This is a genomic window from Paraburkholderia sp. BR10872 (genome assembly GCF_040965835.1).
Taxonomy (GTDB): domain Bacteria; phylum Pseudomonadota; class Gammaproteobacteria; order Burkholderiales; family Burkholderiaceae; genus Paraburkholderia; species Paraburkholderia nodosa_A.
Genome location: NZ_JBFRCN010000023.1, coordinates 74,955 through 87,094 on the forward strand (window position 1 = coordinate 74,955; position 12,140 = coordinate 87,094).

Consider the following 12,140-nt stretch of genomic DNA (forward strand, 5'->3'; position numbering starts at 1 on the left):
GGTCGTGCCGCCACCCGGGCGGCACGACCGATCTTCAGGAGATTAGCACGCACGCGTTTTTTCGCGCCAGCCAGTTTCACCCACCTGCCTTAGCGCAGGCCCCCGCTGGCGACGATATGCTCGCCGGTCAACCATTTGGCGTCGTCCGATGCGAGGAACACGACGGCCGAGGCGATATCGTCCGGCTGACCGATGCGTCCGAGCGGCGTCTGGCTGACCGTCTGGCTTTCGAAATCCGATCCGATGACGCCGATCGCGTGTGCGCCTTCTGTCTCGATGATGCCGGGATTGATCGCATTCACGCGGATCTTGCGCGGTCCCAGTTCGCGTGCCAGCACGCCCGTGATCGCATCCACCGCGCCCTTCGTGCCGCTATAGACAGCCGTTCCCGGTGGCGTGACCGTCGTCACGACCGAACTCACGTTGACGATGCTCGCACCCTCGCCAAGATGCTTCACGGCCGCCTGCGTGGTGAGCAGCACGCCGAGCACGTTGATGTCGAACTGCTTGCGGTATTGCGCCTCCGTGAACTCTTCGATTGGCGCGAACTCGTAGACGCCCGAGTTGTTGACAAGGATGTCGAGGCGACCGTAAGTTTCGACGGCCGTGCTGATGATACCTTGTGCGTCGGACGCCTTCGACACGTCGCCGCCGACGGAAACCGCCTTGCCGCCCGCGGCCGTAATCGCGCTCACGACCGCATCGGCGCCCGCCTTGCTGCTCGCGTAGTTCACGACCACCGAAGCGCCTTCGGCCGCGAGGGCCTTGGCGATCGCAGCGCCAATGCCTTTCGACGCGCCCGTGACGACTGCCACCTTGCCTGCAAGTTTGCCCATCATGTTCTCCTTACCGTATGTCGCAGCATCGAATGGAACCGGCGTCCTGGCTTGTATGAAGCCATCGGCCGGCGACTATTGCGAATCTAAAGGTCCACGCCGCCGCGATAAAGCGGCCTGGCGCGAATTGACTGGCAGGATCAGCCGAACAATCGGGGCGGAGCAAAATCGGGTAAGCGGGCGCAGAAATTCCTGCGGCCTCGACCGCAAGGGCTTTTACCAGCGCTGGTGGACGTGCGGCGCTATATAGTGTTCGTAAACGTCCCGCACGCGTTGCATCGCCGCGTCGGAGAGCGGCGCGAGGTTTGCCGCCGAGACGTTCGACGCCGCCTGGGCCGCGTTCTTGCTGCCCGGAATGATGACGGAGACAGCGTCTTCCATGAGTATCCAGCGCAGGGCGAGCTGTGCCATCGAGGCGTCCACGGGTACCAGGCCGCGCAGTTCATCGACCGCCTTCAAGGCGACGTCGTACGGCACGCCCGAGAACGTTTCGCCTACGTCGAATGCCTCGCCATGACGATTGAACGCACGGTGGTCGTCCGCCGCAAAAACGGAATCCGCGGACAATTTGCCGGTGAGCATGCCGCTCGCGAGCGGCACTCGCGCGATGACCGCAACATTCTTCTTTAGCGCCTCGCGGAAAAACAGGGCGGCAGGCCGTTGGCGGAACATGTTGTAGATGATCTGCACCGAGACCACATTGGGATATTCGATCGCCTTCAGCGCTTCCTCCACCTTTTCGACCGAAACGCCGTAAAAGCGGATTTTGCCGGCGGCGACGAAGCTGTCCATCGCGTCGAATACCTCGGGGCGGTAGTAGACCTCCGTCGGCGGGCAGTGCAATTGCACGAGGTCGAGCGTGTCGACACCCAGGTTCGAAAGACTCCGGTCGATGAAGCCTTCGAGTTCGCGCTTGTTCAGATAGCCGCTGGTCACATGCGGATCGAGCCGGCGTCCGAGTTTCGTCGCCACGATCGGGCGCTCGCCGCCGCGTTCGCGCAGCACGTCCCGGATAATGCGCTCCGAGCGGCCGTCGCCGTAGACGTCGGCGGTGTCGATGAACGTGACGCCGTTATCGAGCGCGGCGTTCAGCGCGGCTCTGGCGTCGTCTTCGCCGACGCTTCCCCACGAGCCGCCGATTGCCCATGCACCAAAGCCGATCTCGGACACGTTCCAGCCGGTCCGCCCAAATTTTCTCTTCGAAAGCGTCATTTGCGTGCTCCTCCTGTGGTTCGCGCAGTTGTCTGGCAGGCGTTGCAATCGCCTCTGCGCCCGTAGTGTAGCTGGCTGTCAGGAGCAGGTATCCAAGGCGCTGGAACTCAGGGCCACAATCGTGGGAAACCGCGTGTTCACCGCATCGATCGATTCTCAACGGTCCGAATAATCGAGGGGCGGGGGCCGACGATCGCGCGCGCCGTCACTGCCTCGACTTTAAATCGGTTTTTCGATCGCTGCCTGGCCGTGCGGCGTCAGCGTTTGTTGCCCGTCCTTGTCGAAGCCGCTATAGGTCCAGTCCAGTTTGCCGGAAGTGGTGGCGACCGAGCGGGTCAGGCCGATGCCGTACTGAGTCAGATACGTTCGACGCGTCTTGTTCTGGACGATACCGTCCTTCGTCTGTTCGCAGTCCAGGTCGATCGCTTTGCCGGTGAACGCTGCATTGAACTGGGAAGCCGGATAGTAGCGGCTCGTGTGACAGGTCCACGTGAGCGCCCGGAAGTTGACGATCTGAACTGTCGTGCCGAACTTGAACGTCGTGGTATAGGTTTCGTCTTCCTGCGGCGCGTTGAACGCGAACTGATTGTTGTCGGCGTCGTGCGCGACGAAGGGGATGAACGCCGCCGTCTGCGCGTAGTTCGCCGTTTCCTCTTTCAGGCTGTAAATGTTGAGGTAAGAGAGGCTGAACGTTGCGGCGGCGGGCACACCATTCGCCGAGCTTTCATACACCTGCTGGACCATGCCCGTATCTTGTGCGTTGATCAGCACAGTCTTGAAGTCGCGCTCGATTCCCACCGTGCCAACATGGCCCGTTACCTTGCCGAGCACCGTCAAGACCTTGAAGGGCAGCACGTGCGTGCCCGCTGCCGGCATTTTCTCGCGAACGCTCGTGGGCAAGGAATCCACGGCAAAGTGCGCCGCGAGATAGCCGGGCTTGTCGTTGGCCATATCCTTGACCGGCACGAACTGAACACAACCTGACAATAGCGCAGCGGATGTGAAGGAAGTGCCGACGAGCAGGCGGGTCATTCTGTTTCGCATCTTTTTCTTCGATTCTTTGTCAACGGATCGGGCGCCCGTCAAACGAGCACGGCATGGCATGCTTATCGGCGCGATGCGAGCGTTCTTTAATCGAAGATCGAAGCGAGGCGGGTGGCTGCCAGCTTCAGGGCGCAAGCTAGCGGTCTTCGCCGCGCCCAAGCTGCTCGAGGTAGGTCCATGGATAGATGCCGCGTGCATGGCCGTCGCTGAACGCGAGCTGCACGCCGTAGCCCATCGGCTCGATGCCGATCAGCATCACATCCGCAGCGGCCGCGGGCGCGGCGCCGTCGAGCCGCACGCGCCGGCAGGCTGCGCACGGGCACGCCGCGCGCAGCCGGGCGTGCTTCACACGTTGTGTCTCGCCTGCCGGCCAGCGGAGCGTGAGCGCTCGCGCGACGGCGTCGTTGCGAACCTCGAGCGGCGTTTTCATGGCGCTGCGCCCGCGATCTGGCCGATAGCGATGCGCACGGCCTTGCGCACCTCGGGATCGCGGTCCTGCAGCGCGCTTTGCAGCGCGGGCAAAGACTCGCGCGTGCCCAGTTCGCCGAGCGTGAGCGCCGCTTCCTTGCGCAAGTTGCTGATCGAATGCGTGAGCAGCGTGGCGACGGCGGTGGCCGCTTGCGCATCGCGTAGCTGCCCGAGTGCGCGGGCCGCGCGCAGCCGGACCTGCCAGTAGGCGTCACCGAGCGCTTCGACAAGCGGTGCGAGTGCCGTTGCGGCACGCAGCTTGCCGAGCGTCGTCGCGGCTTCTTCGCGCACCTGCCAGGCGTCGTCGCGCAACGCCGTGAGCAGCGCGTCGAGCGTGGCCTGATCGTCCGGCGATGCGAAGCCGAGCGCGCCAACGGCGGCGCGGCGGACGTCGGGGTGCGCGTCGCCGGCGCCGAGCGCGGCGAGCGCCTTCAGCGCGCGTTCCTCCTTCAGCCAGCCGAGCACGGCGACGGCCTCGAGCCGCACGTCGGCCTCAGTGTCCGCAAGCGCATGCAGCGCGGGCTCGAAGGCATCCGCAAAGCGGAGCTCGCGCAGGCCGCGCAGCGCCGCGCGGCGCACGAACGGTTCGGGCCGCGCGGCCCACCGGCGCAGCACGTGGCCCGACGACTGCGCCTTCAATTCCGAAAGACTTTGCGCCGCGGCTTCGCGCACGTCGTCGTCGGTGTCGAGCAATGCTGCGCAGAGCGCTTCGACGACGTCGTCGTCTTCCCACGCGGCCAGCACGGCGGCGGCTTCGCGGCGCACGTCTGGAGCGGGATCGTCGCGCAGCGTGGCCACGAACGCGGGCAGCAGCGCTTCATCTTCGAGATCGGCGAGTTCGAAGAGCGCGATGCGGCGCACGGCGGGATCGGCGTCGGCGAGGCGCGCGAGCAGGGCGCTCGCTTCGGCGCTCGGGTGCTGCGGGTTCGGCAAGGTGGGAGCGGAAACGGTCATGGGAAGGGCAGTGATCTGGTGGGCGCTTGAGGGACTACGCCGCTTCGCGCAGCAACGCGAGGCAGCGGCGCTTGATGTAGATGAAGCCGGCTTCGGTCGTGCTCTCGTCGCTGCGCGGCCGCGCGAGCGGCACTGTGATATCGGCGACGAGGCGCGCGGGTCGTTGCGAGAGCATCAGGATGCGGTCGCCGAGAAACAGCGCTTCGTCGATGTCGTGCGTGACGAACACGACGGTCGTGCGTATCTGCGTCCAGATGTCGAGCAAAAGCGTTTGCATCATGCGGCGCGTTTGGGCGTCGAGTGCGCCGAAGGGCTCGTCCATCAACAAAATGCGCGGACGGTTGATCAGCACGCGCGCGATTTCCACACGCTGCTGCATGCCGCCCGACAGCTGCGCGGGATAGTGCGACTCGAATCCCGCGAGCCCCACCAGCGCGAGCAGTTCGGCCGCTTCGCGCCGACGCTCACTGGCGCCAACGCCCTTCATCTTCAGGCCGAAGGCCACGTTGTCGATCACACGCTTCCAGGGAAACAGCGTGTGCTGCTGGAATACGAGGCCGCGCTCCGGATGCGGGCGCTCGACCGCGAGGCCGTCGACGGCGATTTCGCCCTGCGTGGACGGGACGTGCCCCGCGATGGCGCCGAGCAGCGTGGACTTTCCGCAGCCGGACGGCCCAAGCACGCACACGAACTCGCCGGGTGCGATCTCGACGTTCAGTGAGTCGAGCGCGGCGAAGCGCGCGTGCGGCGGCCCGACCTCCACGGTCAGCGAACGCACGTTGATGTGCCCCGCCGCGTGGGACACCGGCGCCCTGGCGCGGGCTTCAGGATGGACGGCGGCGGGCGTGTTCACTGGCGCGCTCCCCGCAGGCGGTACCACGGCGTCAGTGCGGTGCCGATGCGTTTGACGAGGAGGCTGCTGCCCATGCCGAGCACGCCGATCAGGGCCATGCCGACCACGATATCCGCGTAGTTCTGAAGCGTATAGGATTCCCAGGTGAAATAGCCTATGCCGTACTGCCCGGCGATCATTTCCGCGGTTACGAGGCAGAACCACGCGGTGCCCATGCCGATGGAAAGACCCGTGAAGATCGCAGGCGCGGCACCCGGCAACACCACTTCTGTATAGAGCGACAGCGAGCCGGTGCCGAGCCCCCGCGCGGTGGCGACGAGGCGGGGGTCGACGGCCTCCACGCCGTGGATCGTGTTCAGCAGGATCGGGAACAGCGCACCGATGAACGTGATGAACATCATGCTCAGTTCCGAAGAGGGAAACATCAGGATCGCGAGCGGAATCCACGCGACCGCCGGGATTGGCCGCAGCACTTCGAGCGGCGGCAGGAGCACATCTTCGAGTGCGCGATAGCGGCCGATCGCGAGTCCGAGCCCGACGCCGACCAGGGCCGCCGCGCAGAAGCCGGCCAGCACGCGCGTCAGACTCGCGGCGAGATGCATCGGCAGCTTCGGCGAATGGAGCAGCGCCCATAGCGCGGGAATGGCGTCGGCGGGCGAAGGGACATTCGCGAACGTGACGATGCCAAGCGAGAGCCGGAAATGAACGGCCAACTGCCAGGCAGCCACGAACAGCACGATCGAGCCGGCGCGCCATGCGCGGCGGCGTATCGGTGCGCTGCGCGCTGCGGCTGCAGTCAGTGCCGGTTCCCGGACGGCCTGGCGTTGCCGGGCTGCGAGGTCAAGCGTGGCAGACATGCGGACTCCTCATAAATGGCAAGTGAGCGGGCGGACAGAGCGCGACGCGTTAGCGCGAAGCGAGGGCCTGCTGGGCGCCCGTTTTTGCAGCGGCATAGTCGACGACCGCGCCCGACGTGTGCTGTGCATAGGCATCCGCGCCTGTCTTCTGCAGGAACGCGGTGACGTCGCCATGCGCGTCGCGTACGTACCAGGCGTCGGAAGCGAAGAGCTTCTGTCCGCTGTCGTGGTCCTGCACGTAGACCGCGCGCACCTTGCTGCCGGACTGTTCGAGTTTCGCGAGCGCTGCGAACCCTTCCGCCGCGTTCGCATAGTTGCGCACGTGTGCCTCGTTGGTGACCCACACCTGTGTGACCGCGAGGAAATCACGAATGGGCTTGCCGGTCAGCGCGTCGTTCGCGGCGAGCGGCTGCCGAGCGTAGTTTTTCAGCGCGGCGTCATAGTCGAGTGCCGACTCCTTGAACGCCTCGCGGATGTAGCGGTCGTCGATGAAGGTGTTCGCATCGAGATTGACATCCGTTTTCTTGAGCAGCTTCAGCGTGTCGATGGCAGTCGCCACGGCCTGGCGGTACTCCGGCTTCCAGGTGAGATCGCGCGTTTGCAGGCCGAGCGGTCCATGATAGAGATAGTCGACGGGCGCCTCGATGCCCGTCACCTTCTCGATCAGCAAACTATATTTTTCGGGATCTTCCGCAATCAGGCGGTTCGCTTCGATTGCCGCGCGCAGATAGGCGACCACCACTTCCGGGTACTTCTGCGCATAAGCGGCATCGACGAGCGCGCCGTGAAAGGTGGGCGCACGGCTTTGGGCGCCGTCGTAGATCTTGCGAGCGATGCCGCGGTACGGGAACAGGTCGGCGAACGGCACGAAGTCGGCGTGGGCGTCGATCTTGGCCGCCTTGAGGGCGCTCCCTGCCACTTCCGGCGCTTGCGTGATGATGTTCACGTCGGTATCCGGGTTCCAGCCTTGCGCTTTGATTGCGCGCAGCAGCATGCCGTGCGACGTCGAGGCGAACGGCACCGAGATCGTCTTGCCCTTGAGGTCGGCAATCGAATGCAGCGGCGAGTTGACGGGCACGACGATGCCGTTGCCGCTGCCATCGGTGCTGCCTTCGAGCACGGTGATGAAGAGGCTCTTTCGGCCCGCTTTCTGGAACGCCGCGCCATTGAGCGAGCCCGGGAAATCCGCCATGGCGCCGAAGTCGAGCTTGCCGGCCACCATTTCGTTCGTGAGCGGCGCGCCGGAAGTGAAGTCCTTCCACTGCACGTCGTAGGTGACGTTCGCGTATTTGCCGGTGTGGGGCAGATACTTGTCGAGCAAGTGCAATTCGCGGATCAGGAGGCCACCCGTCGCGCAGTTGATAGTGGTGTCCTGGGTGCCGATCGCGACGCGAATCGTCTCGGCGTGTACGGTGATCGCGGCGCTCAACAGTAGCGGGGCGGCGAAAAGGCGAAGAATCCGTTGGCGTGTTTTCATGATCTGTTTGGCGAGCAATACGGGTACCGTCGTGGGTGACAGCGGTTAGCGCAACAGGTACGGAATGTCGACCTTGACTGCGCCGGTCGGGCAGTCGCGTTCGCAGGGCATGCAATACCAGCATTCGTCGAATTGCATATAGGCCTTACCCTTGCTCACATCGATTGCGAGCAGGTCGAGCGGGCACACATCCACGCAAACCGTGCAGCCTTTGTCGGCGATGCAGCGGTCTTCGTCGATCGTGACGGGCGCACTGCTGCGCTGGAAGATTTCGTGCGGCGTATAGGACATATTCGGATTCCTTAGTGTTCGGCGACGAGTTCCGCGGATTCGCGAATGCGTAGCTGATCGTAAGCGCCTCGATCCGCTTGCGCGAGCGGGATGATGTACGGCTCGACCGCGCGCTTTTCGCTCGTCATGCTGCCGGAAGCGTCCTTGCGCAGGTGCGTATGGCAGAACCAATCGGCGTCGTTGCGCTGCGGGAAATCGACCCGATGGTGATACAGGCCCCAGCGGCTTTCGGTGCGGAACAGTGAGGCGCGCGCCGCCATTTCCGCGCAGTCGCGAATGGCGCGCACCTCGGCGGCGCGCATCAATTCGTGCGCATTGTCGGCCTTGATCGCTTCGATGTCTTCGGCGATCTCGTCGAAGCGCTGCAGGCCGATCTCCATCTTGCGCGTGACCTTGGGCGGCTGAAGATAGTCGTTCACCATGCGGCGCAGCTTGTATTCGACCTGGGCCGGCGCGAGTCCGTTTTCGCGATCGAGCGGCGCGTAGATCCGTGCGCGTTCAGCGGCGATCTGGGCTTCGTCGAGGCTCGCATGCTCGCGGCCCTCCACGTATTCGGCCGCGTTGGCGCCCGCGAACCAGCCGCAGGTGAACGCGCCTAGCATGTAGTTGTGGGGCACGGCCGCCATGTCGCCTGCTGCATAGAGTCCGGGTACGGTCGTCTCCGCGCGCGCATTCACATAGACACCCGACGCGCTATGCCCGCTGCAAAAGCCGATCTCGGAAATATGCATCTCGACCATCTGGTGACGGTAGTCCGTGCCGCGGCCCGCGTGGAACCGGCCGCGGCTCGGGCGCTCGTTGGTGTGCAGGATCTGCTCGATGGTCTGGATCGTTTCCTCGGCAAGATGGTCGAGCTTCAGGAACACGGGGCCGTTTCCGCTCTGCAGCTCCTGGTAGAACTCCCACATCATCTGGCCGCTCCAGTAGTCGCATTCGATGAAGCGCTCGCCCTTGCCGTTCGCGGTGAAGCCGCCGAGCGGCCCGGTGACATATGCACAAGCCGGTCCGTTGTAGTCCTTAATAAGTGGATTGATTTGAAAGCATTCCAGATTCGCGAGGGCGGCGCCCGCGTGGTACGCCATGGCGTAGCCGTCGCCCGCGTTGGTCGGATTCTCGTAAGTGCCCATCAGGTAGCCGGAGGAGGGCAGACCGAGGCGCCCCGCCGCGCCGCAGCACAGGATCACGGCTTTCGCGCGCACCACGTGGAACTGCGCCGTGCGGCAGTCGAAGCCGAGAACGCCGCTTACGCGGCCCTGCGAATCGGTCATGAGCCGCGTGGCGACGATGCGGTTCGTGATCTCGATGCGCGCACGTTTGAGCTGCCGGTAGAGGATCTTTTTCACGTCGTGTCCTTCGGGCATGGGCAATACGTAAGCGCCCATGTGATGGACCTTCTTCACGGCATAGTCGCCGTTGCCGTCTTTTTCGAACTTCACGCCCCAGCGGTCGAGCTGCTCGATGGTCGTGAAGCTGTGTCGCGCATACGCATAGACGGCCTCCTGGTCGATAATGCCATCGTTGGCGACGGTGATTTCGCGCGTGTACTGCTCGGGTGTGGCGTGGCCGGGAATGATGGCGTTGTTCAAGCCGTCCATGCCCATCGAGATTGCGCCGCTGCGCTTGACATTGGCTTTTTCAAGCAGCAGCACCTTGAGCGCCGGGTTGCGTTCCTTGGCCTTGATTGCAGCCATTGGGCCGGCCGTGCCGCCGCCGACGACCACGATGTCGTATTCGAGCACTTCGGTATTCATAGCGCTTTCCTTCCCCTTGCACGGGTTTTTTGGCGGTCGACGCGCAGCCGGTACTGGAAGGCGTCGCCGCGGAAATACAGGTATTCGTAGTCGATGGGATTGCCGGATGCGTCGTGCGTCAGGCGTTCGATCCGCAGAACGGGGCTGCCGTCTTCCACGCGCAGGGCGCGGGCGATGTCGTCATCGGCGAGAATCGCGTCGATCGACACATCGGCATGACCGAGCGGAACGCCGCAGTCGTTCTCGAGAATCAGGAAAATGTCGCGAGTGGCGAGGTCGGCGTTGGCGAGCCGCTTGCCGAGCGCTTCCGGCACCCACGTGAGTTCTAGCGAAACCGGTTCGCGGTTGAGCATGCGCACGCGATGGATTTCCGCGACCGGCGCACCTTCCAGAAGATTGAGCCGTTGCGCGACGTGGCGATCGGCCTTGATGATCCTGAAGCTGCGCAACTGGTTGACAATCTCGTAGCCCATCGACGACATCGCTTCCGCGAAGCCTTGCAGCGAGGTCACGTTCTGGAATGCCTTGGGCCTGGAGACGAACGTGCCCTTGCCGTGCAGCCTGAAGACCAGGCCTTCCTTTTGCAGATCGCCTAGTGCCTGGCGCACGGTGATGCGGCTGACGCCGAACAGGGCGCATAGCTCGTGTTCGGAGGGCATCTGGCTGTGCGGCGCATAGGTGCCGTTCAGGATGCGCTCTCGGAGCGTGTCCTTGATCTGGACGTAGAGCGGCTGGGGGGATAGCGCCACCAGATTCGTTCGGGGCATGGTTCGCTTGTCATAACAAGATGGATCTGCAGTCTAGTCAGGGTTCCATCCGCGACAAACTAACGAATTCTGATATGTATTTCTTTGGTGTCTGGTTTGGGTTTGCTTTGTTGTGGTTTTTTGGTGCTATCGCGGAAGGGTTGTGGTTTTTGGCGCTTTGGCTTTTTCTTGTGTTCGCGTCGGGAACCTTACAGGGGCAACCCAGGCATACCGACGCGAAAACAAGGCACCGCAAAGTACTCATTTCACAGATGGTTTTCTACCAGCCCCCTCGAGCCAGAAACCGGCTCGCCGCTGGGCAAAGACAAATCGCCAGCGCCCGACGCGTCCCCACCCTCAATCTCCCCATTCAGAACCGCCCGAGCCCGCGCAACATCCATCGCCCCTTCCCACCTGGCGACCACAATCGTGGCCACGCCATTCCCAATCAAATTGGTCACCGCCCGAGCTTCATTGAGAAACCGATCCACCCCCAACAGCAGCACCAGCCCGGAAACCGGAATCTTATGCATCGAAGCAAGCGTAGCAGCGAGCGCAACAAACCCCGCTCCGGCCACACCAGCAGAACCCTTCGAAGTCAGCAGCAAAACGCTCAGCACGACAAGTTGATCGAACAGCGTGAGATGAATGTTCATCGCCTGGGCCACGAAGAGGGCCGCCATCGTGAGATAGATCGCCGTGCCGTCCGCGTTGAACGTATAGCCGGTCGGCAACACCATGCCGACAACAGGCCGCGAACAGCCGAGGTTCTCCATCTTGACGAGCATCTGCGGCAGCACGGCCTCGGTCGACGCCGTGCCGAACGTGATCAGGATTTCGTCGCGGATATAGCGGAGATACTTCCACAGCGAAAATCCGCAAACGCGCATGACGAGCCCCAGCACGACCACGACGAAGACAATCGACGTCACGTACAGGCAAAGCATCAGCTCGCCAAACGACGCCAGCGTGCCGAGCCCGTACTTCGCGATGGTGAACGCCATGCCGCCAAACGCGCCCACGGGCGCGACATACATGACGATCCGCACGACGCCGAACATGCCCTGCAAGAACATGTCGAGCATATCGACGAGCGGTGCGGTACGCGGGCCGAGCTTCGCCAGCGCAATGGCGAACAGCACCGAGAAAAAGATGATCGGCAAAATTTCGCCGTTCGCAAACGCGCCGACGATGCTGTTCGGCACGATGCTCATGAGGAACCCGAGCGCCGTATGGTCGTGGGCCGCGTGCGCGTAGCTGGCGATCGCCGAGCTGTCGAGCTGCGCCGGATCGATGTTCATGCCGCTGCCCGGCTTGATCACGTTCACGACGACGAGGCCTACGAGAAGCGCAATGGTCGACGCCACCTCGAAGTAGAGCAGCGCCTTCACGCCTACGCGGCCGGCTTCGTGCAGGTCGTTCATCCGGGCAATGCCCACGACGACCGAAGCGAAGATGATCGGCGCGAGCGCCATGCGGATCAGCTTGATGAAGAGGTCGCCAAGCGGTTTGAGATCCGCTCCGATATCCGGATAGAAGTGGCCGACGAGAATGCCCGCCAGGATACCGATCAAGACCTGTATGTAGAGCTTCGAAAGATTCTTTTTGAGTTTCGAGGGCCGCATGTCTGTCTCCTGAGCATGGCGCCATG

At 63.5% G+C, this 12,140-nt stretch carries 12 protein-coding genes; all 12 read right to left on the reverse strand.

Annotated elements, in window-relative coordinates; translation table 11 throughout:
- Positions 1–89: 89 nt before the first annotated feature.
- Positions 90–836 carry a glucose 1-dehydrogenase gene (locus tag AB4Y43_RS19350; RefSeq protein ID WP_069266601.1) on the reverse strand — a complete coding sequence of 249 codons (747 nt, stop codon included), beginning with the start codon at positions 834–836 and terminating at the stop codon, positions 90–92.
- Between the two features lie 216 nt (positions 837–1,052).
- Positions 1,053–2,048 (reverse strand): aldo/keto reductase, encoded by a 996-nt coding sequence (locus tag AB4Y43_RS19355; protein WP_342948823.1) that lies wholly within the window; start codon positions 2,046–2,048, stop codon positions 1,053–1,055.
- 219 nt (positions 2,049–2,267) lie between these two features.
- Entirely contained in the window at positions 2,268–3,080 is an 813-nt protein-coding gene (locus AB4Y43_RS19360; protein ID WP_368728553.1) for a hypothetical protein, read from the reverse strand.
- Between the two features lie 148 nt (positions 3,081–3,228).
- Positions 3,229–3,522, reverse strand: a complete 294-nt coding sequence (locus AB4Y43_RS19365) for a gamma-butyrobetaine hydroxylase-like domain-containing protein (protein WP_342948825.1) — start codon at positions 3,520–3,522, stop codon at positions 3,229–3,231.
- Positions 3,519–4,514: a HEAT repeat domain-containing protein gene (locus AB4Y43_RS19370; protein WP_368604401.1), complete on the reverse strand. Its 996-nt coding sequence runs from the start codon at positions 4,512–4,514 to the stop codon at positions 3,519–3,521. The genes AB4Y43_RS19365 and AB4Y43_RS19370 overlap by 4 nt, the downstream gene beginning before the upstream one ends.
- A gap of 34 nt (positions 4,515–4,548) precedes the next feature.
- Positions 4,549–5,319 carry an ABC transporter ATP-binding protein gene (locus tag AB4Y43_RS19375; RefSeq protein ID WP_368728563.1) on the reverse strand — a complete coding sequence of 257 codons (771 nt, stop codon included), beginning with the start codon at positions 5,317–5,319 and terminating at the stop codon, positions 4,549–4,551.
- Between the two features lie 44 nt (positions 5,320–5,363).
- Positions 5,364–6,224 (reverse strand): ABC transporter permease, encoded by an 861-nt coding sequence (locus AB4Y43_RS19380; protein WP_069266596.1) that lies wholly within the window; start codon positions 6,222–6,224, stop codon positions 5,364–5,366.
- 49 nt (positions 6,225–6,273) lie between these two features.
- Positions 6,274–7,701 carry an ABC transporter substrate-binding protein gene (locus AB4Y43_RS19385; RefSeq protein WP_368728554.1) on the reverse strand — a complete coding sequence of 476 codons (1,428 nt, stop codon included), beginning with the start codon at positions 7,699–7,701 and terminating at the stop codon, positions 6,274–6,276.
- Between the two features lie 45 nt (positions 7,702–7,746).
- Positions 7,747–7,992, reverse strand: a complete 246-nt coding sequence (locus AB4Y43_RS19390; protein WP_069266595.1) for a ferredoxin family protein — start codon at positions 7,990–7,992, stop codon at positions 7,747–7,749.
- Positions 7,993–8,003: 11 nt separating this feature from the next.
- A complete protein-coding gene (locus AB4Y43_RS19395) occupies positions 8,004–9,743 on the reverse strand; it encodes a fumarate reductase/succinate dehydrogenase flavoprotein subunit (RefSeq protein WP_368728555.1) in 1,740 nt (579 codons plus the stop codon).
- Positions 9,740–10,510, reverse strand: a complete 771-nt coding sequence (locus AB4Y43_RS19400) for a GntR family transcriptional regulator (RefSeq protein ID WP_069266593.1) — start codon at positions 10,508–10,510, stop codon at positions 9,740–9,742. The genes AB4Y43_RS19395 and AB4Y43_RS19400 overlap by 4 nt, the downstream gene beginning before the upstream one ends.
- A 245-nt stretch (positions 10,511–10,755) precedes the next feature.
- Complete coding sequence (gene dctA / locus AB4Y43_RS19405) at positions 10,756–12,114, reverse strand: C4-dicarboxylate transporter DctA (RefSeq protein ID WP_368728556.1); 1,359 nt, start codon at positions 12,112–12,114, stop codon at positions 10,756–10,758.
- Positions 12,115–12,140 lie beyond the last annotated feature (26 nt).

Excerpts from the sequence above, each read along its gene's own strand:
- AB4Y43_RS19390 (WP_069266595.1), bottom strand. The coding sequence starts at position 7,992 with ATGTCCTATACGCCGCACGAAATCTTCCAGCGCAGCAGTGCGCCCGTC.
- AB4Y43_RS19350 (WP_069266601.1), bottom strand. The coding sequence starts at position 836 with ATGGGCAAACTTGCAGGCAAGGTGGCAGTCGTCACGGGCGCGTCGAAA.
- dctA (WP_368728556.1), bottom strand. The coding sequence starts at position 12,114 with ATGCGGCCCTCGAAACTCAAAAAGAATCTTTCGAAGCTCTACATACAG.
- AB4Y43_RS19385 (WP_368728554.1), bottom strand. The coding sequence starts at position 7,701 with ATGAAAACACGCCAACGGATTCTTCGCCTTTTCGCCGCCCCGCTACTG.
- AB4Y43_RS19360 (WP_368728553.1), bottom strand. The coding sequence starts at position 3,080 with ATGACCCGCCTGCTCGTCGGCACTTCCTTCACATCCGCTGCGCTATTG.
- AB4Y43_RS19365 (WP_342948825.1), bottom strand. The coding sequence starts at position 3,522 with ATGAAAACGCCGCTCGAGGTTCGCAACGACGCCGTCGCGCGAGCGCTC.
- AB4Y43_RS19370 (WP_368604401.1), bottom strand. The coding sequence starts at position 4,514 with ATGACCGTTTCCGCTCCCACCTTGCCGAACCCGCAGCACCCGAGCGCC.
- AB4Y43_RS19400 (WP_069266593.1), bottom strand. The coding sequence starts at position 10,510 with ATGCCCCGAACGAATCTGGTGGCGCTATCCCCCCAGCCGCTCTACGTC.
- AB4Y43_RS19395 (WP_368728555.1), bottom strand. The coding sequence starts at position 9,743 with ATGAATACCGAAGTGCTCGAATACGACATCGTGGTCGTCGGCGGCGGC.
- AB4Y43_RS19355 (WP_342948823.1), bottom strand. The coding sequence starts at position 2,048 with ATGACGCTTTCGAAGAGAAAATTTGGGCGGACCGGCTGGAACGTGTCC.
- AB4Y43_RS19380 (WP_069266596.1), bottom strand. The coding sequence starts at position 6,224 with ATGTCTGCCACGCTTGACCTCGCAGCCCGGCAACGCCAGGCCGTCCGG.